Here is a 26,256-nt window from a genome sequence, read left to right as displayed (position 1 = left end):
AAAAATTTAAGTATGAACCTACGCCGCCAACTCTTGCTCGTCAGCCTTGTCGCACTCACCCTGCCCTGGGCCGGCTGCCAGTACCTCCGCCAGGTGGACGCCGCCCTAGCACAAGGCCAGATCCAGGCAATTGAAGCAACTGCGGCGGCAATTGCCGCACGCTTGGCCAGTGCCCCCCAGCTTATCGCCCCGGACCCTCAGCGCCTATCGCGCCCACCAGGCGCTCAGCTCTACCTGAATCCCCTATCTCAAGCTCCGAGAGTCGACGGCTATGGCGATGAGTGGCGAGCGCAGCAACTTGAGCCCAGAACGCTTGAGGACGGGCAGCTATCCCCTATGGCCCAGGTGACGCTGGGGCAACTGGATAAGCAAATCTACCTGCTTCTCACTGTTTCAGACTCAACCCCCGCCTATCGGGACCCCCGCACAGGCCTAATCGCTGGAGGCGACACCGTAGAACTGTTTACCGCTGAACAGCACTACATCCTGCCCGTCGCCAGCCAAGGGGCCGCCAGCGCCTTGTGGCACAACCCTAGAGAGGGCCGCTACGAGCGCGAGCTGCGTTTCAGGGGCCGATGGACTACTTCTGGTGCCGGTTACCAATTGGAGCTGGCTCTGCCACAAACCCTAACCGGTGGAGCCCTCGCTATCCGCATTCACGACAGGGCAAACAGCAGTGGCTCCTCACCGACTCGCAGCGCCAGCACACTTCCGACAGATGGCCACCCAGGACGCCTGGTGAGCCCTCTGCCAGACCTTCAGAAAGAGCTCGACCACTTTGCGCGCCCTGGACTACGCCTCGCAGTAGTGGACAGCGAGGGGTTTCTTCTTGCCAGCAACGGGCAACTACAGCTGGCAGATTCCGAGAGCAATTCGTGGCTGAGAGACTGGGCTTATCGCAAATTGCTTTCCAGAGAGGATTTGCCACAGCTGCCGAAAAATAGCTTGCCTCTTCCAACGCCTGACAGCCGTGGCACCCAGGAGCAATGGTATTCAGGACCGCTGCAATCCCGAATTGGTGCGGTGAGTGTGCCCGTTATCACCCGGGTCGACGAAGTGGTTGAGCGGCCACTTCTGGGGCAGGTCCTCGTCCTGCAATCTGGCGAAGCGATGCAATCAGTCACCGAGGGAGCAGCCCACCGGTTGTGGTTGATCAGCTGCGCCGCGGCCGCAACTGCCCTGCTCTTCCTATTGGGCTACGCCAGCTGGCTTTCCTGGCGCGTGCGCAAGCTACACCAGGCCGCCCGCAACGCAGTAGATTCCAGCGGCAAACTGCGCGGCAACTTTCCCCATTCAAAGGCTGGCGATGAACTGGGAGACCTAAACCGGGCCTTCGCCAGCCTGCTCGCAGAACTGGACCAATATCACCAGTACCTGCGCACTCTCGCCAGTAAGTTGTCACACGAGCTACGCACACCGCTGGCAGTGGTTCGCTCATCCCTGGATAACCTCGCCGCCGGAGAACTCGACGACCACAGCCGCCGCTATGCAGGGCGGGCTATGGATGGTAGTGCAAGGCTGTCGGGGATTCTCAACAGTCTCTCCGCAGCCAGCAATCTTGAAACCAGCATCCACCAAGCGGAGCGGGAGCCTTTCGACCTGGCAGACCTGCTTGAAGTCATGACACAGTGCTATGACGATGCTCACAGCGAACACCAATTTACTCTGAACAAACCTACTGGGGAGCTAGCCTGCCACGGCGCACCGGAGTTATTGGCTCAACTACTGGACAAGCTGGTGGATAACGCTTGCAGCTTCGCCCCCCAAGGCAGTGAAATTTGCCTGTCAGTAGCAAAAAACAGAGATATGTACCTGATCACAGTAGGCAATGACGGCCCTCTGCTCCCGGAAGGTTACGCTCACAAGCTATTTGACTCTCTCGTTTCTGTGCGCAATCAAGGCGATAATGCCGGCCACCTGGGGCTGGGACTGCATATCGCCAAACTGATCGCAGACTTCCACGGAGGCTCCCTAAAAGCCCGAAACCGCAGCGACGGCAGCGGTGTAGAGTTCAGCCTGGAGTTGCCGACCGGGTAACCGCCGTTGTGGATTGACAACATATCTGCACCGAGACGCCCGCTATGGTTGACAAACAACCAACTGTGGGGATAATGTCGCGTCCCGATCGGGCCCCAGGGCCTGTTAGTTACAGATTTATAGATTCCAGACAGGAGCAACCGGTGGCCAACTCACCTCAAGCGAAGAAACGCGCGCGCCAGAACGACAAGCGCCGCATGCACAACGCCAGTCTGCGCTCCATGGTGCGCACCTACATCAAGAAGGTAGTTGCGGCCATCGATGCCGGCGATGCGGAAAAAGCAAAAACTGCGTACGCAGAAGCAGTTCCCGTTATTGACCGTATGGCAGACAAAGGCATTATTCACAAGAATAAAGCCGCTCGTCATAAGAGCCGTCTGAACGCTCAGATCAAAGCTCTGGCCGCCTAATCCCTTAGGCAGCAGACACAAAAAAGCCCCGCATTGCGGGGCTTTTTTGTATTCGAAACTTGCCAATTCAGAGCAGGATCAGGTTATCGCGATGAATTAATTCATCGTCATCCCGATACCCTAAAAGGTCGGCAAACTTCTCCGATGACTGCCCCAGAATCCGACCACTCTCACTACTGTCATAATTAACCAGGCCCCGCGCTATCTCGCGACCTTCAGCATTCCTGCAAGACACCAGATCCCCGCGCCTGAAATGCCCTTCAACAGCGGTAACCCCCACCGGCAACAAACTGCTACCACTCCCAGTCATAGCTGCCTCGGCTCCGGCATCCACTAATAGGGTTCCGCGCACCTGTAACTGTCCCGCGAGCCAGCGCTTACGCGCCGCCAGGGGATCTGCCTCTGGAAGCAACAGGGTACCCAGCTGCTCGCCGGTACAGACTTTATCTATTACCGCCTCCAAGGCGCCGCCAGCGATCACTGTGCGAGCACCTGAGCGCGCTGCCAGCTGCGCTGCGCGCACTTTAGTGGTCATACCACCACGACCCAGACCGCTGCGGGAATCCCCCGCCATCTCCAGCAGCTTGGGATCAAGCGCAGATGCCTCACTAATTAATTCTGCTTCGGGGTTATCGCGGGGATCTTCAGTAAACAGCCCATCCGCATCTGTCAAAATCAGCAGCGCATCTGCCTCAACCAGATTTGCAACCAGGGCCGCCAGGGTATCGTTGTCGCCGAAACGTATTTCGTCAGTCACTACCGTGTCATTTTCATTCACGATAGGCACAGCCCCCAGTGACAGGAGCGTGCGCAAGGTGCTGCGAGCATTCAGGTAGCGAGTGCGATTGGAAAGGTCGTCGTGATCCAACAAGATCTGAGCGCTGCGAATATCAAAGCACCCAAAAGCCTGCTCATACACCTGCACAAGGTGGCTCTGCCCCACAGCGGCAGCCGCCTGCAATTGGTGGATAGACTCGGGCCGGCGACACCAACCCAATCGATCCATTCCGGCCGCAACAGCACCGGATGAAACCAAAACAACTTCGATCCCTCGACGGCGCAAATCAGCCATCTGTGCAACCCAGGCAGAAATGGCGGTGGTATTCACACCTCGACCATTATCTGTCAGAAGGGCGCTACCAATTTTTACCACCCACCGCTGGGCCTTGGTCAACGCCTGCCGGGACACTGTTGCGGAGTCCATGCTTCCCCCTCAGGACAAGATAACTATTGAGCGAGCCAAGCTACTTCAGCAACTGCTCGCTCCACACAATTTAAGAGCGATACTCGACATCCACATCGTGGTCGTCGTCATCATCCCAATCCTCATCGTCATCCACCTGCCCTTTGGCCGCTTTGCGCTTGGCGCGATGACTCTCTCTCAACTCTTCGATACGCTCGCGAGCTTCGCGCTGCATTTGACGCTGCGCTTCCAGCTCCGCCACAGCCAAGTCGGGATCTCGCGCCTCAATTTCCTGACGTTCTTCCAGGTAATCCATCAGGCGACCGCCGAGGGCATCGGTACCCTCTTTGCGAATAGCTGCCACACGGAACACAGGCCCTTCCCAGCCCAGAGCATCCACTACCGCCTGACAGCGCTCTTCCAGCTCCGCAGCGGGAACCAGGTCGGTCTTGTTCAATACCAGCCAGCGCTCACGCCCTGCCAGTGTCGGGCTAAAGGTGGACAACTCACGCTCAATGGCTCGGGCATTCTCTACCGGATCAGAGCCATCAAAGGGAGCCAGGTCAACCAGGTGCAACAAAACTCGACAGCGGGTTAAGTGCTTGAGGAAGCGAATCCCCAGGCCCGCCCCTTCGGCTGCACCTTCAATCAGGCCGGGGATATCTGCAATCACAAAGCTGCGATGCTTCTGAACCTGCACTACCCCCAAATTTGGTACCAAAGTGGTAAAGGGGTAGTTGGCCACTTTCGGTTTGGCCGCAGAGACGGCGCGAATAAACGTGGATTTGCCCGCATTGGGCAGCCCTAACATGCCCACATCTGCCAGAACCTTCAGCTCGAGCTTGAGACTGCGCATCTCACCCTCAGTGCCGTGTGTGGTCTGACGCGGCGCACGGTTAGTACTGGACTTGAATCGGGTATTACCCAGGCCGTGAAAGCCACCCTGAGCCACCAGCTGACGCTCACCGGCTTCGGTCATATCGCCGATAGTCTCGCCGGTATCCGCATCAATGATCGTGGTGCCCACCGGCACCTTAAGGACCAGGTCCTCACCCTTGGCGCCAGTGCAGTTGCGCCCTCGACCCGGCTGACCACTTTCAGCGGCGTAGCGGGGCTGGTAGCGATAATCCACCAGGGTGTTCAGGGAATCATCAGCTTCCAGGTACACGGAGCCGCCATCGCCGCCGTCACCGCCATCCGGGCCACCCTTCTCAACAAATTTTTCCCGGCGAAAGCTCAGGCAGCCATTGCCGCCCTTACCTGCCTGCACAGAGATGGGCGCCTCATCGACAAACTTCATAATCACTCCACCGCCACAGCGGTTGTCTCATTCGGCGCGCAGATGCGCGCACTATCATCATACCAGCCGACAAGCCGCCTCCTGCGGGCAACTGCCACCCTAACTTCCCGTCGCGGTCTTTTTACGACTTTTCCAACAAAAAAGCCCCGCAATAGCGGGGCTTTTTATGAAGCTTGGGCTAATGACCGCTTAAGCAGTTTCGATAGAAACGAACTTGCGGTTGTTGGGGCCCTTAACTTCAAACTTCACAACGCCGTCCGCAGTGGCGAACAGGGTGTGGTCTTTGCCCATACCAACGTTAACACCGGCGTGGAACTTGGTGCCACGCTGACGAACGATGATGTTGCCTGCTGCTACAGACTGGCCGCCAAAGCGCTTCACGCCCAGGCGTTTACTCTCGGAATCGCGACCATTTCGCGTACTACCGCCAGCTTTCTTATGTGCCATGAGTCGTTACTCCTCTCTTATGCCTTGATGCCAGTGATTTTAACTTCGGTGTACCACTGACGGTGGCCCTGGCGCTTCATGGAGTGCTTACGACGACGGAACTTGATGATCTTCACCTTCTCGCCGCGGCCGTGGCTTACCACTTCAGCAGTTACTTTAGCGCCATCTACAATGGGAGCGCCAATGTTGATCTTGTCGCCATCGACAACCATGAACACTTTATCAAAATCGATGGATTCGCCAGTTGCTACTTCCAGCTTCTCCAGGCGAAGTACTTCGCCTTCTTCTACACGGTGTTGCTTGCCACCGCTCTCAAAAACAGCGTACATATTTCTATGCTCCGGTAAGGACGACACGAAGCAGCGGGAGGACCAGTAAGTCACTGCTCCGCATTTCGGGAGCTTGCGCCGTGTGTTTAACATCTATTCGCCAAAAGGCCCGCAGACGACCCAATAGCCGCAAAGAGCCCGCAATTGGCGGGGCGCAGATTCTAATCAATTCGCCGGGTTGATACAATAGCGCCCCTTCGCCTTCCGGCCCCCGGGAGGCCTCTGTCTAGTCGTATAAGGAACTCTCACATGCTGCCTTTTCACCGGGTCGCCGCCGAAGACTTTGCTGCGGTTAACCAGCGCATTCTCGATCAACTGCACTCGGACGTTCCCCTGGTGGAAAATATAGGTCACTACCTGGTCGAAGCCGGGGGCAAGCGCCTGCGCCCACTACTGGTACTGCTTTGTGCCAAAGCTTGCGGCTATCAGGGTGAGAACCATATCGATCTCGCCACAATTATCGAGTTTATTCACACTGCTACCTTACTGCACGACGATGTTGTAGACACCTCTGACATGCGCCGCGGCCGCCTTACCGCCAATGCCAAGTGGGGCAATGCGCCCAGCGTACTCGTGGGTGATTTCCTCTATTCCCGCGCCTTCCAAATGATGGTTGCTCTGGAAGACATGAGCATCATGGCAATACTCTCAGAGACCACCAACACCATCGCAGAGGGTGAAGTACAGCAGCTGGTCAACGCCGGTGATCCCGCAGTAAGCGAAGAGAATTACTTCACCGTTATCCACAAAAAGACCGGCGCACTGTTTGAAGCCGCCTGTGAAACTGCGGCCGTATTAGCCAACTGCTCAAGTGAAGAACAAACTGCACTGAAACTCTACGGCCGGCACCTGGGACTCGCCTTCCAGCTGGTTGATGACGCTCTCGATTATCGCGGTAATTCGGAAGAACTGGGTAAAAATGTTGGAGATGACCTGGCGGAGGGCAAGCCGACCCTGCCCTTGATCTACACCATGGCCAACGGCAGCAAGGACCAGGCACTGCTGGTAAAAACTGCAATTGAACAGCGCAGTGCGGAAAAGCTCAGTGAAATAGTAGAGGCCATTGAAGCCTGCGGTGCTCTGGACTACACCATGGATCGTGCCCGGGCCGCTGTAGAAGACGCCAAAAAGCAATTGGCCTTTATGCCCGAGAGCGAACAAAAAATCGCCCTGCAGCAATTGGCGAGTTTTGCTATAGAGAGAAACGTCTAGAAGTAAATGCTGCTCGGGCTATATCGATAGCACGGGCAGCGCCGCTACCTTAAGCACAATGTGAAACAACGCAGTTCCCTTCCCCTCGAACAGCTACCAACCCTGACTGGACTCCAAAGTTTATTCGTATCTATTTTCCTCTGCCCCTTCAACATTGGGTACGATTGTTCCTCTTGTTATTTCAAGCGCCAACACCAATTCCTCAGGAGCAAAAATAACGAGAAAAATATAATTGGTATAGAGAGATCCGCACATGAGAAGCTCTACTGCGCTTTATCAGCTTAGAAATTACCCTGAAATGTTCTTAAAAAATAACCTGGTGAGAATTACCGGTACAAAAGATACTGGAGTCATGGATTATCAATTCGGGACCTACACCATGGGCATGGGCGCACCTGGTATCGATAGCCCCAATGAAATTTTTGCTTTCCACCGCCAAGGGGTCTTTATCGAAGATCCACAAACAATCAAAGTCCACCATATTCGCATGATCGATTGGGGTGAAGACCTTGCCCTAGATCGCCTTGAACCCTACCAAATGCGCAGCGGTGCCGACATTATGATTACCGGGCAACTCAGTGACTGCTGTTTCTGTATTGGCGGGCGCAATGCGAATATGCCTGCCGTTGCTCATGTTCGCCCAAGGAAAAAGCAGGGACTCAATGGCAAGGCCACACACAACGAAATTATCAACCGGGGAAAGTTCAGGTTTTTAGGTAACGTCACAAAATCCCTTGGGCGCTCAACGCTAAAGCCCCACCATCACATCTACACAGACTACGCCTATGTTATTGGAGTACGGGTTAAGAACCAGTGGCAAATCTTCGCTCAACACGTAAAGACCCCCAAAGGCCCCATCCAAGCTGTCACCCGACTCTTATAATTTCTTCCATAAAACCAGATAAATAACTTTTAGCACCCCCAAACCAAAAAGCCCCGCAGTTGCGGGGCTTTTTAATATTAAAAAACGAGTATTAACCGATAAGCTTAAGCAGCTCCTCTGTTTTCTCCCGCATTAACTCCTCACTTCCTCGGGATTCAACATTCAAGCGAACAACCGGTTCAGTATTTGACATACGCAAATTAAAACGCCACTCGGGGTAAGCGATACTCAACCCATCCACGTGCTCAACGCTGTCAGCTGCAGGTCCATACTTTTCCTCTGCCGCCTTTAACAGTGCTGCAGCATCCTGAACCTTAGAGTTGATCTCTCCCGAACAGGGGAAAGCAGCCATGCGCTCACCAACAAGCTGTGACAGCGATTTACCACTGCGACTTACCAACTCAGCAACCAATAACCATGGAATCATACCGCTATCGCAGTAGGCGAAATCCCGGAAATAATGATGCGCACTCATTTCACCGCCATAAATGGCATCTTCCTTGCGCATGCGCTCTTTAATAAAGGCATGACCGGTTTTACTCTGTACCGGCTCTCCACCAGCAGCGCGGACAATATCCTCGGTATTCCAGAGCAGGCGTGGATCATGAACAACTTTGGCACCGTTGTTTTTTGCCAGGAAAGCTTCTGCCAGCAAGCCAACAACATAGTAACCTTCAATAAAATCACCACTTTCATCGAAGAAAAAGCAGCGATCAAAATCACCATCCCAGGCTATACCAAAATCAGCACCGCTTGCCCGCACTGCCTCGGCAGTAGAATTGCGGTTTTCTGGCAAAATTGGGTTGGGAATACCGTTGGGAAAGTTGCCGTCGGGCTCGTGGTGAACTCGCACAAACTCAAACGGCAGGTGTGGAGCCAGTGCATCAACAACCGCCCCCGCACCACCATTACCCGCATTAACCACCAGTTTTAATGGCTTCAATGCAGTATTATCGATATATCCCAATAAGTGCTGCACAAAATCAGCGCGGTGTTCAAAGCGCTGCAAAGTGCCTCTTTGCTCAACCGGAGCAAAGCTGTTTTCTTCTGCCAAGCGCTTGATATCCAGTAGACCGGTATCACCACTGATTGGACTACTGCCTGCACGCACAAACTTCATGCCGTTGTAGTCCATAGGATTGTGACTAGCAGTAACGCAAATACCGCCGTCAAAGTCCCCGTGGAAATTGGCAAAGTAGACCTCTTCTGTACCACACTCGCCGATATGGAAAACATCGGCACCCGCATCTCGTAATCCATTGACCAGCGCATCTGTCAGCTCGCCACTGGTAAGCCGAATATCATGCCCAACAACTACTCGACGAGCATTCAGGAACTGGGCAAAGGCACGCCCCACTCGATATGCGACATCGGTATTAAGTTCATCGGGTACACGGCCGCGAAGGTCATAAGCCTTAAAGCAAGTCAGCTCACTCACTTGCTTTTCTCCTCAGCAGCCTGCTCTGGCAAATACACATTTTCGTAGACGTGGTTAGTAGCATCAATAAAGCCCTCTACAGAACCACAGTCAAAGCGGCGACCTTTGAAGGCATAGGCTAATACACAGCCCTGCTGAGCTTGCGCCATCAGCGCATCGGTAATTTGAACCTCACCATTTTTGCCTGGAGGAGTATCTCGGATCAGATCAAAGATATCCGGTGTCAGGATATAACGACCAATAATCGCCATATTACTGGGGGCATCTTCCGCTGCAGGCTTCTCGACCATGTCAGTGACTTGATACAGACCAGGCTTAATTTCATTACCACCGATCACACCAAATTTATGGATCTGCTCCTTCGGCACTTCCTCTACCGCAACAATACTGCAGCGGAATTGCTTATAAAGCTGAACCATTTGCCCCAAAACGCCCATATCTTCATTTAGACATAGGTCATCAGCCAACACGACGGCAAACGGCTCATCGCCAACCAGGCGATGTCCTTGCAAAATAGCGTCACCCAGGCCTCTCATTTCGCCCTGACGCGTATAAGAAAAGCTCGCCCTATCGATCACTTTACGCACTGAGTCCAAGTAACGTTCTTTGCCGGTACCCGCGATCTGGTGTTCCAGCTCAAAGTTGGTATCAAAGTGATCCTCAATTGCGCGCTTGCCTCGCCCTGTGACAAAACCGATCTCGGTCAGCCCCGCTTCTATAGCCTCTTCAACGCCATACTGAACCAATGGCTTATTCACCAGCGGCAACATTTCTTTCGGCATCGCCTTAGTGGCAGGAAGAAAACGAGTGCCATAACCGGCAACAGGAAATAGGCATTTCTTGAGCATTCTGCTCCCCCAATCAATTTAAAACAGCGCACCCCCGCGCAGGGCTGGCAACTTATCATAGCGTCGCTGTGCAAGCACTTACACTCGATAACGTTAAGCTTGGCCCAAAATGTGAATTCCCCCGAGGATAAACACCAAAACTATACGAATAAGATGAGGAATTAATACGCTAAATAGGGGGTATTTGTGAAGACAATTCTCACGCCAGTCACAAAAACCACCTTGACCGACTGGACAAGCGACACAGACCCCTTAGAATGCCCGCTCTTGCAAAAGTGTCCAATCTCAATTGCATAACCACCCACTAACGGGGAAATGATGAGTAATTTTGTACAAAAAAGTGAGTATACCAGAGAGGAGCTCCTGACCTGCTCCCGTGGCGAGATGTTCGGCCCAGGCAACGCCCAGTTGCCGGCTCCCAATATGTTGATGCTCGATCGTATCACCCATATATCCAAGGAAGGTGGTGCTTTCGGCAAGGGAGAGCTGATCGCTGAGCTCGACATTCACCCCGACCTATGGTTCTTCGACTGCCATTTTCCCGGCGATCCCGTAATGCCCGGCTGCCTCGGCCTGGATGCTATGTGGCAATTATTGGGTTATTTCCTGGCCTGGAAAGGCAACCCCGGCCGCGGTCGTGCACTGGGCTGTGGTGAAGTTAAATTTACAGGCCAAATTCTCCCCACCAGCAAGAAGGTGACTTACCATATTCAGATGAGCCGGATTGTTGAGCGCAGGCTTGTTATGGGTATTGGCGACGGCAGTGTCTCTGTGGATGGAAGAGAAATTTACACAGCAAAGGATCTTCGCGTAGGCTTATTTACCCGTACGGACAATTTTTAAACTCGTTTAAGACTAATACCGGTAGAAACCATCAGTCCTCTGCCGACAAGCTATGCTGGAGATCACTATGCGTCGGGTCGTCATTACCGGAATGGGTATCACTTCCTGTATCGGTACCAACACTAAAGAAGTCACCGAGTCACTGAAAACTGGTCGAAGCGGCATCCGCTTCCAAGAAGAGTATAAGGAGCTCGGCCTGCGCAGCCATGTGGCTGGGCCTGTGGACATCGATTTCAAAGAGCATATCGATCGCAAGCAACTTCGCTTTATGGGCGACGCTGCAGCCTATGCGTACATTGCCATGCGTGAAGCAATCGAGATGTCGGGCCTGCAGGAGGAGCAGATATCTAATCCGCGCACGGGTATCGTGATGGGCTCTGGCGGCACATCCACTCAGCAGATTATTGACGCTGCACATACTCTGAAGGAAAAAGGTGTTCGCCGTGTAGGCGCCTACCGCGTGCCCCAGGTAATGAACAGTACCGTTTCCGCATGCTTAGCCACTCCATTCAAAATCAAAGGGGTGAACTACAGTATTTCCTCCGCTTGCGCTACCAGTGCCCACTGTATAGGAAACGGAGCTGAGCTTATCCAGATGGGTAAGCAGGATGTAGTGTTTGCTGGCGGAGGTGAGGAACTAGCCTGGAGTTTGACTCACTTGTTTGACGCTATGGGCGCCCTCTCAAGCAAATATAACGATACTCCGACAAAAGCATCACGCCCCTACGATGCCGATCGCGATGGCTTTGTGATCGCCGGTGGTGGTGGCTGTCTGGTACTCGAAGAAATGGAGCACGCCGTGGCTCGCGGTGCGACCATCTATGCGGAGCTGACCGGTTACGGCGCAACTTCCGATGGTTACGATATGGTTGCCCCAAGCGGTGAAGGCGCCACCCGCTGTATGCAGCAGGCTCTGGCCGGTATGGACGGCAAAGGCCTGCAGGGTAGCGTGGACTATATCAACACCCACGGCACCTCTACACCCGTAGGCGATGTCGCCGAATTGAAAGCCATGCGCGAGGTCTTCGGGGATACCGTTCCGGCATTCGCCTCTACCAAATCTCTGACAGGCCACTCTCTGGGAGCTGCAGGGGTTCAGGAGGCCATTTACAGCCTGCTGATGATGCAGAATAACTTTATTGCTGCATCAGCTAATGTAGAGAACCTCGACCCCGCTGCGGAAGGCATGGACCTTGTCCGCCAGCTGCGTGAGACTGAAGTCAAACGGGCTATGTCCAATAGCTTTGGCTTTGGCGGAACTAATGCTTGCCTGATATTCGATAAAATCTAATCGAAATAAAAAGGGCGCCGCAAGGCGCCCTTTTTATTGACTGCACAACAGAAACCAAACTATTCCGGAGTCGCGTGCAAGCGCTCCAACCACAGCTCAACCTGGCGTGTCAGTCCCTGTCTCCAGCTCCGCTGCTGAACACCAAAGACATCCCGCAGCTTGCCACATGAAAGTACTATGCTGCGATCCCGCTTTTCTGCCTCATCCCCTAATGAAATAAATTGCGCAAAGCGCTCTTCATCGTAAAAAGCCTGGGCGCGCTCGACCACCTCCAGGGCAAACTCCATCGCTGTGCAGCTATCAGAACTACCGTAGTGGTAAACACCTCCTGCCTTAGCCCCGCTAGCGAGCTGCTGGGCAACCGCCACTGCGACACGAGCCATATCCACCACTGTTACTGGGTTGCCGCTGTTCCTTCCATCCAGGGCTAAAGGCTCCCCAGACACAAAGTTGCGTAAAATACGCCCTAACAAGGCATCCTGACCACTATCCACCATCCAGCCAAAACGCAAAATCGTCAGGTTTTGCAGCCCATTAAAGGCATCTTCGCAGGCCAGCCATTCGCGTCCACTCGGGGACTGTGGTTCTGCGGGCTCATCCTCGTCATAGCGGCGGCGCTCACCGCCAGAAAAAACTTGGTAGGATGAGAGGTGAATAATATATTCACAGGGTGCAGCACAAAGCCGCTTACTCACCAGCAGTGACTCCGGCATGCCTCGATTGTCGGCACAGGCGGAGGCATTAATCACAATTGAGCCCGGTCTCAATTGATCGATTTCCCCAGGGGTCAACTGCTGTATGCGAAAGCCTGCGCGCTGCAGTCTTTTTTGCAGCGCACCATCAATCTCATTACCAGCTGTGATAATGGCGACGGTATCCGGCATATAACCTGTATTCAATTCAGACACTGGTAAATCCAGTTCTTAGAACGGGATATCGTCATCAAAGCTATTATCGAAACCACCGGCAGGACCTTGGTTCGGCTGTTGCTGGGGCTGCTGGTTAGCTGGTGCCATCGGTGAGGGAGCGGTACGCCCCTGCCCATATGCCTCCTGGCCGCCCTGCTGCTGGTAGCCACCCTGGAAACCGCCGCCCTGCTGGTCAAAACCGCTGGAACCACCCATCGGCTGGCCGCCACCCATTTGGCCACCTGCGGCTGCGCCCATTCCAGCGCCACCCATACCCTGACCAAAGCCGCCCTGCTCACCGCGACCGTCCAGCATCTGCATTTCGCTGGCAACGATTTCAGTGGTGTAGCGGTCCTGGCCGGAATTCTTATCCTGCCACTTACGGGTGCGTAGAGAGCCCTCTACATAAACTTTGGCCCCCTTGCGCAGGTACTCACCGGCGATCTCAGCCAGGCGGTTAAAAAATACTACGCGATGCCACTCAGTGCGCTCCTGCTGCTGGCCAGTCTGCTTGTCTTTCCAGCTCTCACTGGTAGCCAGGCTGATGTTGGTAACAGCACCGCCACTCGGCATATATTTGGTTTCCGGGTCATTCCCCAGATTACCGATCAGAATTACTTTATTAATACCCCTGGCCATGGCCCTCTCCTCTCGTCAACCCGGGCTCCACCCGGGGCAATAAACTATTTAAACAATCAATTAATCTATCAAGTGTTATGAAATACCGTCAGTGCTACATTGCACCATCGGTAAATATTGTATTTTTATCCAGTAGGATACAATAGCGGCTCAGTGTTAGTAAGCGCTACCTTCACGCTCTCTCGCGCAAACCCCACCACAGCAACATCCATAGCAGCAGCACCGCCAAGCCCAGAGCAGCAACTGCGGAAGCGCCCCCCAGACCGAACAGCAGGCCACCCAGGCTACCGCCGACAAAGGTGCCAAAGAACTGTAAAGTCGCATAGAGCCCCGTAGCTGCACCTCTCGCTTCCGCCGGAGCCTTCCTGGTTAGCTGCGCCGGCAACAGGGCTTCAAGCAGGTTGAAACCGGTGAAGAACACTGCCAGCAAGACTACCAGCACCCAGGTGCTTGCAGACAACAAGGCCGCACTGCCACCGATCAAAGCTAAACAAGCAAAATTAAGCGCAAAAGGCACCCGATCACTTTTCTCTGCCGCCCTCATCATTGGCAACATCACCAGGAAGGTGCCGAGCATTAGCGGCCCATACAGTTTCCAGTGTTCGCTCGCCGGCCAATCCAATCTATCGACTAGCACCAATGGCAAGGCGACAAACAATGCCGTGAGCAACAAGTGGGAGAAAAAGGCCCCAGAAACCAAGCGCCAAACAAGACCACTTTTAACTACCGAACGAAAACCACTGCCATAAACCGCGGGCCGCCGAGCCGCCTCCGGAGTCGGCACCAGGCGCCAAACCAATAATCCACCCAGCAGTGCTAATCCAGCAGTGACCCAGAAAATTGCCGGCAAGCCGCCCACACCGGCCAGCGCCGGCCCCAGGATCACCGCCAGCATAAATGCAACGCCAATAGACGCTCCGATAATCGCCATCGCAATACCGCGCTTTTCATCGCGGGTTAAGTCGGCAACCAGCGCCATCACAGCAGCGGCAATAGCACCACAACCTTGCAGTACCCGCCCCACAATAAGGCCGTAAACCGAATCTGTCAGCGCAGCGATGACACTGCCCAGGGCAAACAGTGCAAGGCCGGTATAAATGACCGGCTTGCGCCCCCAACGATCGGACAGGAGCCCCAGAGGAATTTGGAGTATCGCCTGACTCAGGCCATAGGCACCCATTGCCAGCCCCAGCAGCATGGGCGTGCTATCACGATAGCCCTCGCCGTACACAGTGAGAACCGGCAGGACCATAAACAGGCCCAGCATACGAAAGACATACAGGGAAGCCAGCCCACCCAGGGCGCGGCGCTCAATGGAATTCATGCAAATCCCGGAACAGCATCAAATAGGGCGCGCATTGTACAGTGAGCCGCCTCCCGGCTGTAGGGGAAACAGCACAACTTTTATCCACAACTAGTTACGACCGTACTCATCATCGAGGCGGACAATGTCATCCTCCCCGAGATAACTGCCGGATTGCACCTCGATCAGCTCCAAGGGAATCGTACCGGGGTTCTCCAAACGGTGGACCACCCCCAGGGGGATATAAGTCGATTGGTTCTCGGTGATCAGGACCTCTTCTTCACCCCGGGTAACCTTCGCAGTTCCCTGCACCACAACCCAGTGTTCAGCGCGGTGGTGATGCATCTGCAGGGATAGCTGCTGGCCCGGCTTCACCACAATACGCTTCACTTGAAAGCGTGGACCCGCATCAATCGAGTCGTAGTAGCCCCAGGGCCTATATACCTTGCGGTGCCTTTGGGCCTCACTGCGGCCAGTGCTCTTGAGGTTACTGACCAGTTTTTTGACTTCCTGGACCCGTTGCCGGTCAGCGATCAGAAGCGCATCGTCAGTATCGACAACAACCAGGTCGGATACACCGAGAAGGCTGACCAAGCGGCTCTCACCACGCACCAGGCAGCGCTGGGAGTCTTCTAGCAACACATCACCCTGGAGCAAATTGTCATTGGCATCGCGTTTTGCCAACTCCCACAGCCCCTGCCAGGAGCCCACATCGCTCCAACCCGCATCCATAGGTACAACTGCCGCGGATTCAGTCGGCTCCATTACTGCATAATCCACAGACTCATCTGCGCAGGCTGCAAAAGCCTCTCTATCCACCCGGGTAAAATCCAGATCCCTCGCGGCACTCTTATAGGCACTGCGGCAGGCTGTGAGAATATCTGCACGGTAGCGCTCCAACTCCTCCAGATAGCGGGAAGCGCGGAACAGGAACATGCCACTGTTCCAGGAGTAATCCCCGGAGGCCAGGTAAGCTTCAGCGGTTTCAGTGTCCGGCTTTTCGACGAACTCCGCCACTTTCCAAGCAGTTTCCGCCAATTTATCCCCGCGCCGAATGTAGCCGTAGCCGGTCTCCGCCCGGGTCGGCACAATACCAAAGGTGACCAGATGCCCCTGCTCAGCCAGGGCTCGGGCCGACTCTACAGACTCCTGAAAATTTACCTCGTCGGAAACGGCGTGGTCTGCCGGTAATACCAGCAGTAAAGGGTCAGCTCCTGACTCCAGTGCTGCCAGGGCAGCCAGGGCAATAGCCGGTGCAGTATTGCGCGCGCAGGGCTCCAGTAAAATGGACTGGGCTCCGTGGCCGATTTCCTGCAATTGCTCGGCGGCGGCAAAACGATGCTCTTCGTTGCATACCAGGATCGGCGCCTGTAATGGCTCAATGCCCTCCAGGCGCCTTACGGTTGCCTGTAACATCGTTTCACCACCGATAAGGGGTAGGAACTGTTTGGGGTAGGCCTCGCGAGAGAGTGGCCACAGGCGCGAGCCGGTGCCACCACAGAGAATCACAGGAATCATCGGATGCTATCTGCCTGAATGTCGGGTATTGCGAAAGACAATTTTCGCACATCAGGTGGCGAGTTTATACTTGACTGTTTTTCCGGCACCGCAGTTGTGATCGCCCCGCGCGGAGCAAGTCCGAGGCCCGGCCCAGTATTAGCAGCATATAGGTAGAGCGTGGACACGATTTATGTAAGGGGTGCTCGCACCCACAACCTGAAGAATATCGATCTGGACATTCCCCGCGATAAACTGATCGTTATCACCGGCCTGTCCGGTTCCGGCAAATCTTCCCTGGCCTTTGACACCCTCTACGCAGAGGGGCAGCGCCGCTACGTGGAATCACTCTCCACCTACGCCCGTCAATTCCTGTCGATGATGGAAAAGCCGGATGTGGATACCGTCGAGGGGCTATCACCGGCTATTTCAATCGAGCAGAAGTCCACCTCTCACAACCCCCGCTCCACTGTCGGCACCATCACAGAGATCTATGACTACCTGCGGCTGCTGTTTGCCCGGGTTGGAGAACCCCGCTGCCCCGAGCACGACGAACCCCTGCAAGCCCAGACGATCAGCCAGATGGTGGATCAGGTACTGGCTTTACCGGAAGGCAGCAAGATTATGTTGCTGGCGCCGGTAGTTCGCGATCGAAAGGGTGAGCACCAGCACGTATTTGAACAATTGCGCCGGGACGGATTTGTGCGGGCACGGATCGACGGAGTTATCTGTGACCTGGACGACACCCCCAAGCTGGATAAGCGCCGCAAGCACACCATTGAGGTGGTGGTAGACCGCTTTAAGGTGCGTGAGGACCTGCAACTGCGTTTGGCGGAATCCTTCGAAACTGCCCTGAATCTCACCGACGGTATCGCCTCCATCAGTTTTATGGATGGAGACCAGGAAGATCGCCTCTTCTCTGCCCGCCACGCCTGCCCCGTCTGTGACTACTCACTGGATGAGCTGGAACCCCGCCTATTCTCCTTCAACAACCCTGCGGGCGCCTGCCCCAGCTGTGACGGCCTGGGCGTCAAGCAGTTCTTCGATGAAGACAAGGTAATTATCGATTCGGAAAGCAGTATTTCCGAAGGCGCCATTCGCGGTTGGGACAGACGCAACATTTACTATTACCACATGCTCGACTCCCTCGCCGAGCACTACGGTTTCGATCTGGATAAGCCCTGGAAAAAATTACGCAAAGCCCACCGCAAGGTTATCCTGCAGGGCAGTGGCGACGAAGAGATAGACTTCAGCTACGTCAATGATCGCGGCGATGTCACCGTGCGCCAGCACACCTTCGAGGGCATTATCCCCAACTTCCAACGCCGCTATCGGGATACCGAGTCCCAATCGGTACGGGAGGAGTTAGCCAAGTATCTGAGTACACAAAAATGCCCAGAGTGCCACGGTACCCGCCTGCGCCGCGAGGCCCGTCATGTCTTTGTGGATAACCGCACCCTGGCGCAAATTACTGAGCTGCCTGTAGGCGATGCGTTCGAGTATTTCGACCATGAGCTGGCTTTTAAAGGCGCCCAGAAAGAGATTGCCGATAAGATTCTCAAAGAGCTGCGCGATCGATTCCGCTTCCTCGTCGATGTCGGCCTGAATTACCTGACCCTAAACCGCAGTGCAGAAACCCTCTCCGGCGGCGAAGCGCAGCGCATTCGCCTCGCCAGCCAGATCGGCGCCGGCCTCGTGGGCGTAATGTATATTCTCGACGAGCCCTCTATCGGCCTACACCAGCGGGACAACGAGCGCCTGCTCAACACCCTTACCCACCTGCGCGATATCGGCAATACGGTTATTGTGGTGGAGCACGATGAGGATGCCATTCGCAGTGCTGACTTTATTGTCGATATTGGCCCCGGTGCCGGTGTCCATGGCGGAGAGGTCGTGGCAGCGGGCACCGCCGATAAAATTACCAAATGTAAGAAGTCCCTAACCGGTCAGTACCTCTCCGGCAAAAAGAAAATTGCCGTACCGGAAGAGCGCTACGTACCCGACCCGGACTATTTGTTGCGTCTCGAAGGCGCCAGTGGAAATAATTTACAGGACGTCGATCTGGAAATCCCAGTAGGATTATTTACCTGTGTAACCGGTGTATCGGGCTCTGGTAAGTCCACCCTGATCAATACAACCCTCTATCCACTTGCCGCCACTGCACTTAACAAAGCAACAACCCTTAAGGCCTCCCCCTATAAAGAGGTGCACGGCCTGGAGCACTTCGACAAATGCGTGGATATTGATCAGAGTCCTATCGGGCGCACTCCTCGCTCAAATCCGGCAACTTATACCGGTATTTTTACCCCAATTCGCGACTTGTTTGCCGGCACCCAGGAAGCCCGCTCACGGGGCTATAAACCCGGGCGCTTCAGCTTTAACGTCAAGGGTGGGCGTTGTGAAGCCTGCCAGGGCGACGGGGTGATTAAGGTAGAAATGCACTTTTTGCCGGATGTCTATGTACCCTGTGATACCTGCCACGGCAAGCGCTACAACCGCGAGACCCTGGAGGTACACTACAAGGGCAAAAATATCCACGAAGTATTGGAAATGACCGTGGAAGATGCACGGGAATTCTTTGACCCTGTGCCCGCAATCGCGAAGAAGTTGCAAACCCTAATGGATGTCGGCCTCTCATATATCAAGCTGGGCCAGGCTGCCACCACTCTCTCAGGTGGTGAAGCCCAACGGGTAAAACTCTCCCGCGAGCTATCCAAACGAGACACTGGGCAAACCCTGTACATCCTCGACGAACCGACTACCGGCCTGCACTTTGCCGATATCCAATTACTGCTGGATGTTCTGCATCGCCTGCGCGATCACGGCAATACCATCGTAGTGATCGAACACAATCTGGACGTGATCAAAACTGCAGACTGGATTATAGACCTTGGCCCGGAGGGTGGCTCTGGCGGCGGGCAAATTATTGCCACGGGGACACCTGAGGATGTTGCAGAAATGGACATTTCCCATACCGGGCGCTTTCTAAAAACCATGCTGAACTAATTGAATAGGAAAGGGTGCCAATCTATAGATCGGCATCCTTTCTTGCTCAATTCACTTAAAAATAACTAGTAGGTAGGTGCGACAAGATATGAAGTTATTCAATCGCGACCGCTTAAACTCAGTGATCGCAGTAAGTGCAATTATGATTTCTCTGGCATCCTTCTATGCCACCTATTTACAAGCCAGAGCTGCCAATCAACAAGTCAAAATAATGACAATGCCTGTTATTCAGTTCAGCCATGGCAACTATGACGAGGAGAGCAATCAAAGCAAAATTACATTTGGCTTTCGCAATGCTGGGGCCGGCCCTGCCATCCTAAAATCCGTTAGCTTTAAATATAAAAATGTAGAATACTCAAGCACCCATGATTTTTTGCGCGCCTGCTGTCAGGAAGAGCATAAAATGATGAAAAATAAATTTAATAGAAACTATAAAAATCACCACCCACCCCTTGACGAAGGCTTTCAAAGCTCTTCAGAAATAAATGAAGTTATCATTCCCTCACAGTCGGAGTACCCTTTCTATTCTTTAAGTCGTGGCACTGCAACTTCTGAACTATGGGAAAAAATTAATCACGAAAGATGGAACCTTTCAATTTCCGCCTGCTTCTGCTCCCCACTGGGAAATTGCTATGAATCAAATTCAAAGAAAATCTCTATGGAAGTAAATCAGTGCCCTGACAATTAACTACTTTAATAGGCAGATTCTTAGCGTTAAAACCCATTCAAAATATATACAGGCAGGATGCCACAGTGAACATTGATATCAACTGCGATCTGGGTGAAGGTGCTGATTTACACAGCTGTGACAGGGACGCCCAAATCATGCCGTTTATTTCCCGTTGCAATATAGCTTGCGGCGGTCACGCTGGCACTCCCGAGATCATGGGTAGATCAATCGAAAACGCCCTAAAAAACAGCTTAAAAATCGGCGCGCACCCCAGCTACCCCGACAGGGGAAATTTTGGCCGCAAATCTCTAGTTATTCCTCAAAATAAATTGCTCGACTCTCTTTGCACACAAGTAAACCAACTAGAAAATGTCGCGCGCAGCCTAGGAGCAACTTTAGACCATATTAAACTACACGGCGCTCTCTACAATGATACAGAGTCAAACAGAGAACTCGCTAAAAGCATTATTACCCTACTCGACAAAGAATATCCTTCACTGAAAATTATTGGGTTAGCCAACGCTGCCATGCAGTTCGCTGCTGCCAAACAAAATAAAACATTTATTCGCGAAGGATTTATGGACAGGCAGTACCTCAGCAATAACCAACTAGCTCCACGCTCAATGGCGGGCGCTGTTATTTCTGATACAGAACAGTGCTTAGAGCAGGCTATCTGCTTGGCAAAGGGCTTAGAATTTAACGATTATCATGGTGAAAAATTACAATTCTCTGTGGATACCATCTGCCTCCACGGCGATAATCCCCAAGCGCCCATTATCGCCAGACAACTTAATCAACATCTCAATGCAAACGGCGTGAGTATAGCTCGGTGACACACCCTGCCCCCCATATACCACTAGCTATTACCATTAACGGAGATTGTGCAGTAGATATCCGCTTTTCCGGCAAACCATGCAAAGCTCTTAGCCGGACAATTATCGGTTTGAGAGCGGCTCTATTAAATGAAGTGCATCCAGGTATCATTGATATCATTCCTGCATACCAGTGCTTAACTGTTATTTTCAATCCTTCCCTATGGGATCACAAAACCTTATACCAATTACTCACTAAAACTACCGAGGACTTTCTAAACAACCCTGCCCCCTTCACCAGTAGACCACGTATAGTGCGTATTCCCGTATGCTACGAAGAAGGCTTTTCTCCAGACCTTGAGGCATTATCAGAACATACCAAATTATCGTCACAGGAAATCATCAAACGACATACCGCACAACGTTACTTAGTGCATATGTTGGGCTTTACTCCAGGCTTCTTATACCTTGGCGGACTTGACCCAAAGCTATATTGCCCCAGAAAAGAAACTCCCCGAACCAGAATTCCCGCAGGCGCTGTCGGGATAGGTGGAGAACAAACAGGCATCTACCCACAAGCTACACCGGGGGGATGGCAAATTATTGGCCAGACACCCCTTAGTCTTTTTCAACCTGCGGAACCCTCCCCATTTATCGCTGCACCTTTAGATGAAATTGAGTTTTATGCAATAGATTCTCAGCAATTTCATATACTCTCGCAGAGTACTAAAAGTAGTTCACCCTAAAAAGGAGGGTCTATGGGTATTCACTTTCTTCGAGCAGGGCTACAGACAAGTATTCAGGACCTGGGTCGTCCAGGCATGATGCACTGTGGAATTCCATGGGGAGGTGCTGCCGACCCACTATCGATGAAAATAGCCAACCTGTTATTAGGAAACCCGTTAGGGCACCCAACCTTTGAGATCACCCTGCTCGGTCCTAGAATCGAATTCCTCTGCAATCTCACTATCGCTATAGCCGGAGGCCAATTCAGAGGTTCCTTAAATAACGAGTCAATTGATAATTTCCGCACCTATAGGGTTAAGCCTGGTGATATTTTGGATATAGCTCAAGCTATTTCCGGTGCAAGAACCTACCTTGCGATTTCTGCCAAGATAGACGCACCCAATATCTTAGGTAGCTCTGCAACTCACGTTATAAGTAAATTTGGTGCAAATAGTGGCAAACCGATCACATCTAACGAAGTCATCCACTTTAAAGAAGTCCACACCGCAAAAGAATCTGTACTAAATAAAAGGTTTCACCTTCACTACTCACATAATTCAAAGCTACGGCTAGTGGCTGGACCAGAGAGCAATTTATTTTCCAAGAAATTTATTGAACACTTTTACGGCTCAACCTATCTGGTTTCTACCCAAAGCAATCGTATGGGCATTCGTCTATCCACTAAAAACAATTCTACAACTCATAAAATTACAAACGGAAAGACACAACTATCATCAGCAGGACTCTATCCCGGCAGCATTCAAGTACCACCCGATGCCAATCCTATTATTTCCTTTATTGAGGGACAGACTATTGGCGGGTACCCCCGAATAGGCCATATTATAAAATCGGAACTTCATCGCCTGGGTCAGCTAGCCCCAAAAAACAAAATCACATTTCAAGAAATAAGCATTGAAGAATCGCGTGAAATTTTCAAAAAGAAACAAGACCTAATTAAAAAACTCCAACAGAGCCTGAATCTTAATCACAGGGAGGCACTATCCCTTTAATACAAGCATAAACATTATCAGATACAGAACTATTTAATGCTCAAAAATAACAGCATAAAGTAGAGAATAAAAATTACGCCAAAATAGACAAAATAATTTTATTAAAAATTTAAATGGAATATTTTTGGACAAAAAAAGAAAAAATATTACAGAAATTCTGTGACCGGCAAGTTTCCCCTCATATCTTTCTAGACCAAAACATCATTATTAACTAACCTCATTGGGTTTTACCCAAACAGCGATTTGGACTAGCGTGCAAGTTGATTATCTATAGGGAGCAAATAAATCTCCAAACAATTATTTCAGGATCAACAAAGCACATTCCAAAGAGAAAACACACAATACCTTAAGGGGATTAATAATGATAAAAATTCTCCGCGGTTTTATTTCAATACTCTTAGCGAGTTCTCTACTTATCACAGCGCATGCAAATGCAGAACCGGGTGATTACAACTTCTGGACTACCCTAAAGCATTTGTTTGATCCACCCAATGCCGATGCGCCAGTCACCTCGCAGCAAGCTGAGGGGATGTATCCACTAACTATGGATGATCCCAGTTTTAATGATGATTTTGATCCTGGCGACTACAACACCTGGCAAAAAATTGATGTACCTACCAGTACAGGTGCCATGTGTGGGAATGGATCACCCTATAAGTTCTTTGTTCACCGTGTTCCAGATACCAGTAACACCATTTTCTATTTCGAGGGTGGTGGGGCATGCTGGGACTATGAAAGCTGCTCAGGACAAGCTGGTATTCGCGGGGCTCGCAACCCCAATGGCATTCCCGATGATTACCTAAGCAATGTGCACTTGTTAGATTTTACAAATTTCGAAAATCTTACTACCGCTGGCGTATCCCCTTTGATTTATACACATCACCCCTACGACCAGTATAAAACTGGCGAGTGGAATATGGTTTATGTACCGTATTGCACAGGGGATATCTACGTAGGCGATAAAACTGAAATATACGAGGATACTACTGGCGAGAACCCCGACCTTATCTGGCACCACAATGGATTACGCAACGTTCAGGCAGTTACTTCCTGGGTGAAAAATAATTTGCAAAAACCGAAGCAGATGCTCGCTGCGGGTTGTAGTGCAGGCAGTATTGGTGCTCTGTTTAATTATTCAAAGTTGCGCGAGGATATGAATGTCGATTATGGCTATCTCCTCGATGATTCAGGCCCTCTCTATCAGGCACCTTTAGACGGGAGTGACAGCACCCAATATCCCTCATTACCGCTACATAAAGAAGTGCTGCGCTCTTGGACTACCTATACCGCCGATAGCGATGAAAGCTCGGAAAACCCCATCACTATGTTAAAAGCCATAACACCGGGATTCGAAGCCAATCAGCTAGCCTCACTTTATGCTGCGCTTTCCAATAAATTCCCCTCAGATCGATTGGGTATTACGCACTTTCTTGCTGACGGGAATTTTTCATCGTACTCCTACGAGAGATTTTATGAGGATATTTATAATGATCCCGATGCAGACTCCCGTTTAAATAAATTGCGACAGCGCTGGCAGAAAGATACCCATGAAAATTTGATTCCACTGCTGGATCAAACTAGTAACTGGGGCTATTACTTCCCGATGTTCCGCAACTTGAACGAGAGCCACTGCACAACCATTATCGATTTAAACTATGGTGAGATTGCCGAGCACGGGCTTGAATTAAAAGATTTCCTCGACAACATCGTCAATCATAACGGTGGAGGAATGATTCGGGCATACGAAACCGATGAGGTTTCAGATTATGAGGACAATAGTAACTGGTTCTATGATCTGATCGGCTTGTTTATGTAATTAAAATGCCCCCAGCGCTGCCGGTAACTCGCTGGCAGCGCTGAATGATAGAAAGCCTAACTGCCATATACCGCCTCACGGGCGTCCTGAAGGCGTTTACGTAAGTATTCATGTCTACTCATACCATCGGGAAAGGACGTCATCTGCTGAACTTCCTCAACGATCGAGCGCTCAAGATCCTTATAGGTGGAAAAGCCCGGAACCTCGACATGAGGGTCGTAATCCCTGATCACCGTTTGCGCTTTATCCCGATAAATATTAAATAGCTCTTCAGCTCTTTGGGTGAACTCTGCCTGGTTAAGGCTATTTTTTTCCAGCCAGGCCAACTTCATTGAAAGCGCTTCATAGCCTGTAATACGCGATTCCCGCTCTATTTTTTCAATTGCATCCCAGGCCTCTTCACCAGAGAGATTGCCCAGGTCTGCAAAGTAGTCCTTGAGCGCCTGCTTAACATTCTCACGGTCCAGATAAGCCTGAACCCGAGGATGATTTAACAACTCTTCGACCTCCGCATGTTCCAGCTGGGACCAGGGTATGCTGTCAGAAATATTCTTTACTAATTCACTATCATCTTTTAGCGGCTCTATCATCTGGCGCACCTTGGTCACACTTGAGCGCACATCAATATCGTAGTGATCAACCCCTACAACGGCGAGCGTTACTGCTCCGGCAAGCAAAATCAGCTTTTTCATAATTAGTTACCGAGCAAATTAGAAATTATGTATTTGTCTGTCGGTAACTATCTAAGCAGAGAATTGGGAGAGCATGAAAGAAAATAACGCCCTCACCAATGAATAAAGTGCCAATATCTTACAGACTGATTAGCTAGCCAACCCAGTTAACAGCTTGCTCATCGTCTTTTTTTCCTACACAGGGCTCATCCTTGGTCTTCGGCGCCACATAGCCTACCTGCTGCTCCCGCGGAAGGTTTGCGGACTCCCAATTGGAAACCGCTTCTGCGCAGAGGCTGCGCTGCTCAGGGGATAGCGCAACACCATTGGGCCATTTTCCAAGTTCAATGGCCCGCTTTAAGCTGCCCACAATCTCGGGATTCAAACTCTTTAACAGTTGCTCAAAAGACATACAAAAATCTCCTTATGGCAAAAAAAAGGCCGGTCAAAGACCGGCCTTCCGTAGCGCTATGGCTAATAACGCTTAAGCTTCAGCAGCTTCGTCTTCTACTTGAGGACGGTCTACCAGCTCAACGTATGCCATCGGCGCCTTATCACCAGCGCGGAAACCACACTTCATGATACGGATGTAACCACCAGGACGGGCTTCGTAACGAGGACCCAGCTCGTCGAACAGCTTACGCACAGCATCCTTATCACGGATACGAGCGAAAGCCAGACGGCGGTTAGCAACACTGTCTTTCTTAGCCAGAGTGATCAGCGGCTCGGCAACGCGGCGCAGTTCTTTGGCTTTGGCCAGTGTGGTTTTGATCAGTTCGTGCTCCACCAGAGAGGCGCTCATGTTCTTGAACATGGCCTTGCGGTGAGCGCTCGTGCGGCTGAATTTACGGCCACTATAGCGATGACGCATGACTCAATTCCTTACGACCTAAGTTGCTGTCACAGCAGGTCGTTCTGGAGCGGTGTCGCGCTAAGCTGTAGCACCGCTCGGGTTCTTTCTACTAATCACGACACCG

General features: G+C 52.1%; 25 protein-coding genes. 12 read left to right on the top strand and 13 right to left on the bottom strand.

Annotated features, from left to right (window positions below; genetic code table 11):
* The first annotated feature begins 12 nt into the window (after positions 1 to 12).
* On the top strand, positions 13 to 2,037 hold the full coding sequence (locus ACG1BZ_RS02895; RefSeq protein WP_413664302.1) for an ATP-binding protein: 2,025 nt from the start codon (positions 13 to 15) through the stop codon (positions 2,035 to 2,037).
* Positions 2,038 to 2,180: 143 nt separating this feature from the next.
* Positions 2,181 to 2,447 (top strand): 30S ribosomal protein S20, encoded by a 267-nt coding sequence (gene rpsT / locus ACG1BZ_RS02890; protein ID WP_108731693.1) that lies wholly within the window; start codon positions 2,181 to 2,183, stop codon positions 2,445 to 2,447.
* Positions 2,448 to 2,514: 67 nt separating this feature from the next.
* Here rpsT and proB read toward each other — a convergent pair whose 3' ends face one another.
* The 4 genes from proB to rplU all read right to left on the bottom strand — a co-directional run bounded on the left by proB (position 2,515) and on the right by rplU (position 5,706).
* Positions 2,515 to 3,651, bottom strand: coding sequence for a glutamate 5-kinase (gene proB / locus ACG1BZ_RS02885; RefSeq protein WP_413664301.1), 1,137 nt, complete (start codon positions 3,649 to 3,651; stop codon positions 2,515 to 2,517).
* A gap of 70 nt (positions 3,652 to 3,721) precedes the next feature.
* Positions 3,722 to 4,930, bottom strand: a complete 1,209-nt coding sequence (cgtA, locus tag ACG1BZ_RS02880) for an Obg family GTPase CgtA (protein ID WP_413664300.1) — start codon at positions 4,928 to 4,930, stop codon at positions 3,722 to 3,724.
* A gap of 189 nt (positions 4,931 to 5,119) precedes the next feature.
* Positions 5,120 to 5,377 carry a 50S ribosomal protein L27 gene (rpmA, locus tag ACG1BZ_RS02875; RefSeq protein WP_073277572.1) on the bottom strand — a complete coding sequence of 86 codons (258 nt, stop codon included), beginning with the start codon at positions 5,375 to 5,377 and terminating at the stop codon, positions 5,120 to 5,122.
* A gap of 17 nt (positions 5,378 to 5,394) precedes the next feature.
* Positions 5,395 to 5,706, bottom strand: a complete 312-nt coding sequence (gene rplU / locus ACG1BZ_RS02870; RefSeq protein WP_413664299.1) for a 50S ribosomal protein L21 — start codon at positions 5,704 to 5,706, stop codon at positions 5,395 to 5,397.
* A 249-nt stretch (positions 5,707 to 5,955) separates the two neighbouring features.
* Here rplU and ispB point away from each other — a divergent pair, with 249 nt between their 5' ends.
* Both ispB and ACG1BZ_RS02860 read left to right on the top strand, forming a co-directional pair.
* Positions 5,956 to 6,918, top strand: a complete 963-nt coding sequence (gene ispB / locus ACG1BZ_RS02865) for an octaprenyl diphosphate synthase (protein WP_413664298.1) — start codon at positions 5,956 to 5,958, stop codon at positions 6,916 to 6,918.
* 253 nt (positions 6,919 to 7,171) lie between these two features.
* Positions 7,172 to 7,801 carry a hypothetical protein gene (locus ACG1BZ_RS02860; RefSeq protein ID WP_413664297.1) on the top strand — a complete coding sequence of 210 codons (630 nt, stop codon included), beginning with the start codon at positions 7,172 to 7,174 and terminating at the stop codon, positions 7,799 to 7,801.
* A 91-nt stretch (positions 7,802 to 7,892) separates the two neighbouring features.
* Here the strand turns inward: ACG1BZ_RS02860 and ACG1BZ_RS02855 are convergent, their stop codons facing one another.
* Complete coding sequence (locus ACG1BZ_RS02855) at positions 7,893 to 9,239, bottom strand: phosphomannomutase (protein WP_413664296.1); 1,347 nt, start codon at positions 9,237 to 9,239, stop codon at positions 7,893 to 7,895.
* Positions 9,236 to 10,087, bottom strand: coding sequence for a UTP--glucose-1-phosphate uridylyltransferase GalU (gene galU / locus ACG1BZ_RS02850; RefSeq protein WP_413664295.1), 852 nt, complete (start codon positions 10,085 to 10,087; stop codon positions 9,236 to 9,238). The genes ACG1BZ_RS02855 and galU overlap by 4 nt, the downstream gene beginning before the upstream one ends.
* Positions 10,088 to 10,405: 318 nt before the next feature.
* Between galU and fabA the strand changes: the two genes are divergently transcribed.
* Positions 10,406 to 10,930, top strand: a complete 525-nt coding sequence (fabA, locus tag ACG1BZ_RS02845; RefSeq protein ID WP_108731685.1) for a 3-hydroxyacyl-[acyl-carrier-protein] dehydratase FabA — start codon at positions 10,406 to 10,408, stop codon at positions 10,928 to 10,930.
* Between the two features lie 67 nt (positions 10,931 to 10,997).
* The gene (fabB, locus tag ACG1BZ_RS02840) at positions 10,998 to 12,221 is read left to right on the top strand and encodes a beta-ketoacyl-ACP synthase I (protein ID WP_413664294.1); all 1,224 of its coding nucleotides are present in this window, start codon (positions 10,998 to 11,000) and stop codon (positions 12,219 to 12,221) included.
* Positions 12,222 to 12,280: 59 nt separating this feature from the next.
* Here fabB and ACG1BZ_RS02835 read toward each other — a convergent pair whose 3' ends face one another.
* The 4 genes from ACG1BZ_RS02835 to ACG1BZ_RS02820 all read right to left on the bottom strand — a co-directional run bounded on the left by ACG1BZ_RS02835 (position 12,281) and on the right by ACG1BZ_RS02820 (position 16,589).
* A complete protein-coding gene (locus ACG1BZ_RS02835; RefSeq protein WP_413664293.1) occupies positions 12,281 to 13,129 on the bottom strand; it encodes a sugar nucleotide-binding protein in 849 nt (282 codons plus the stop codon).
* Positions 13,130 to 13,144: 15 nt separating this feature from the next.
* Entirely contained in the window at positions 13,145 to 13,768 is a 624-nt protein-coding gene (gene ssb / locus ACG1BZ_RS02830) for a single-stranded DNA-binding protein (protein WP_282934376.1), read from the bottom strand.
* A gap of 172 nt (positions 13,769 to 13,940) precedes the next feature.
* Positions 13,941 to 15,092: an MFS transporter gene (locus ACG1BZ_RS02825; protein WP_413664292.1), complete on the bottom strand. Its 1,152-nt coding sequence runs from the start codon at positions 15,090 to 15,092 to the stop codon at positions 13,941 to 13,943.
* Between the two features lie 90 nt (positions 15,093 to 15,182).
* Complete coding sequence (locus ACG1BZ_RS02820; RefSeq protein WP_413664291.1) at positions 15,183 to 16,589, bottom strand: mannose-1-phosphate guanylyltransferase/mannose-6-phosphate isomerase; 1,407 nt, start codon at positions 16,587 to 16,589, stop codon at positions 15,183 to 15,185.
* A gap of 159 nt (positions 16,590 to 16,748) precedes the next feature.
* On the opposite strand from ACG1BZ_RS02820, the gene uvrA reads away from it, so the two are divergent.
* From uvrA to ACG1BZ_RS02790, 6 genes are all read left to right on the top strand, one after another.
* A complete protein-coding gene (gene uvrA / locus ACG1BZ_RS02815; RefSeq protein ID WP_413664290.1) occupies positions 16,749 to 19,574 on the top strand; it encodes an excinuclease ABC subunit UvrA in 2,826 nt (941 codons plus the stop codon).
* A gap of 88 nt (positions 19,575 to 19,662) precedes the next feature.
* Complete coding sequence (locus ACG1BZ_RS02810; protein ID WP_413664289.1) at positions 19,663 to 20,262, top strand: hypothetical protein; 600 nt, start codon at positions 19,663 to 19,665, stop codon at positions 20,260 to 20,262.
* A 65-nt stretch (positions 20,263 to 20,327) separates the two neighbouring features.
* Entirely contained in the window at positions 20,328 to 21,077 is a 750-nt protein-coding gene (gene pxpA / locus ACG1BZ_RS02805) for a 5-oxoprolinase subunit PxpA (RefSeq protein ID WP_413664288.1), read from the top strand.
* On the top strand, positions 21,074 to 21,802 hold the full coding sequence (pxpB, locus tag ACG1BZ_RS02800; RefSeq protein WP_282934382.1) for a 5-oxoprolinase subunit PxpB: 729 nt from the start codon (positions 21,074 to 21,076) through the stop codon (positions 21,800 to 21,802). The genes pxpA and pxpB overlap by 4 nt, the downstream gene beginning before the upstream one ends.
* A 12-nt stretch (positions 21,803 to 21,814) precedes the next feature.
* Positions 21,815 to 22,792 (top strand): biotin-dependent carboxyltransferase family protein, encoded by a 978-nt coding sequence (locus tag ACG1BZ_RS02795; protein ID WP_413664287.1) that lies wholly within the window; start codon positions 21,815 to 21,817, stop codon positions 22,790 to 22,792.
* A 361-nt stretch (positions 22,793 to 23,153) separates the two neighbouring features.
* Positions 23,154 to 24,608, top strand: a complete 1,455-nt coding sequence (locus tag ACG1BZ_RS02790) for a pectin acetylesterase-family hydrolase (RefSeq protein WP_413664286.1) — start codon at positions 23,154 to 23,156, stop codon at positions 24,606 to 24,608.
* Between the two features lie 56 nt (positions 24,609 to 24,664).
* Here the strand turns inward: ACG1BZ_RS02790 and ACG1BZ_RS02785 are convergent, their stop codons facing one another.
* From ACG1BZ_RS02785 to rplQ, 3 genes are all read right to left on the bottom strand, one after another.
* Positions 24,665 to 25,300, bottom strand: a complete 636-nt coding sequence (locus ACG1BZ_RS02785; protein WP_413664285.1) for a hypothetical protein — start codon at positions 25,298 to 25,300, stop codon at positions 24,665 to 24,667.
* Positions 25,301 to 25,433: 133 nt separating this feature from the next.
* Entirely contained in the window at positions 25,434 to 25,691 is a 258-nt protein-coding gene (locus tag ACG1BZ_RS02780) for a YeaC family protein (RefSeq protein ID WP_413664284.1), read from the bottom strand.
* Positions 25,692 to 25,763: 72 nt separating this feature from the next.
* Positions 25,764 to 26,150, bottom strand: a complete 387-nt coding sequence (gene rplQ, locus ACG1BZ_RS02775; RefSeq protein ID WP_108731671.1) for a 50S ribosomal protein L17 — start codon at positions 26,148 to 26,150, stop codon at positions 25,764 to 25,766.
* Positions 26,151 to 26,256 lie beyond the last annotated feature (106 nt).

Origin of the sequence: Microbulbifer sp. CNSA002 (assembly GCF_047324085.1) — a bacterium.
Classification (GTDB): Bacteria; Pseudomonadota; Gammaproteobacteria; order Pseudomonadales; family Cellvibrionaceae; genus Microbulbifer.
Note: the sequence above shows the minus strand (reverse complement) of the source record. Positions and strands in the feature narration are given on the sequence as shown.

Bases quoted from the DNA above. Each gene is read 5' to 3' on its own strand.
- ACG1BZ_RS02895 (WP_413664302.1), top strand. From the start codon at position 13: ATGAACCTACGCCGCCAACTCTTGCTCGTCAGCCTTGTCGCACTCACC.
- proB (WP_413664301.1), bottom strand. From the start codon at position 3,651: ATGGACTCCGCAACAGTGTCCCGGCAGGCGTTGACCAAGGCCCAGCGG.
- cgtA (WP_413664300.1), bottom strand. From the start codon at position 4,930: ATGAAGTTTGTCGATGAGGCGCCCATCTCTGTGCAGGCAGGTAAGGGC.
- rpmA (WP_073277572.1), bottom strand. From the start codon at position 5,377: ATGGCACATAAGAAAGCTGGCGGTAGTACGCGAAATGGTCGCGATTCC.
- rplU (WP_413664299.1), bottom strand. From the start codon at position 5,706: ATGTACGCTGTTTTTGAGAGCGGTGGCAAGCAACACCGTGTAGAAGAA.
- ispB (WP_413664298.1), top strand. From the start codon at position 5,956: ATGCTGCCTTTTCACCGGGTCGCCGCCGAAGACTTTGCTGCGGTTAAC.
- ACG1BZ_RS02860 (WP_413664297.1), top strand. From the start codon at position 7,172: ATGAGAAGCTCTACTGCGCTTTATCAGCTTAGAAATTACCCTGAAATG.
- galU (WP_413664295.1), bottom strand. From the start codon at position 10,087: ATGCTCAAGAAATGCCTATTTCCTGTTGCCGGTTATGGCACTCGTTTT.
- fabA (WP_108731685.1), top strand. From the start codon at position 10,406: ATGAGTAATTTTGTACAAAAAAGTGAGTATACCAGAGAGGAGCTCCTG.
- fabB (WP_413664294.1), top strand. From the start codon at position 10,998: ATGCGTCGGGTCGTCATTACCGGAATGGGTATCACTTCCTGTATCGGT.
- ssb (WP_282934376.1), bottom strand. From the start codon at position 13,768: ATGGCCAGGGGTATTAATAAAGTAATTCTGATCGGTAATCTGGGGAAT.
- ACG1BZ_RS02825 (WP_413664292.1), bottom strand. From the start codon at position 15,092: ATGAATTCCATTGAGCGCCGCGCCCTGGGTGGGCTGGCTTCCCTGTAT.
- ACG1BZ_RS02820 (WP_413664291.1), bottom strand. From the start codon at position 16,589: ATGATTCCTGTGATTCTCTGTGGTGGCACCGGCTCGCGCCTGTGGCCA.
- ACG1BZ_RS02810 (WP_413664289.1), top strand. From the start codon at position 19,663: ATGAAGTTATTCAATCGCGACCGCTTAAACTCAGTGATCGCAGTAAGT.
- ACG1BZ_RS02795 (WP_413664287.1), top strand. From the start codon at position 21,815: ATGGGTATTCACTTTCTTCGAGCAGGGCTACAGACAAGTATTCAGGAC.
- ACG1BZ_RS02790 (WP_413664286.1), top strand. From the start codon at position 23,154: ATGATAAAAATTCTCCGCGGTTTTATTTCAATACTCTTAGCGAGTTCT.
- ACG1BZ_RS02785 (WP_413664285.1), bottom strand. From the start codon at position 25,300: ATGAAAAAGCTGATTTTGCTTGCCGGAGCAGTAACGCTCGCCGTTGTA.
- ACG1BZ_RS02780 (WP_413664284.1), bottom strand. From the start codon at position 25,691: ATGTCTTTTGAGCAACTGTTAAAGAGTTTGAATCCCGAGATTGTGGGC.
- rplQ (WP_108731671.1), bottom strand. From the start codon at position 26,150: ATGCGTCATCGCTATAGTGGCCGTAAATTCAGCCGCACGAGCGCTCAC.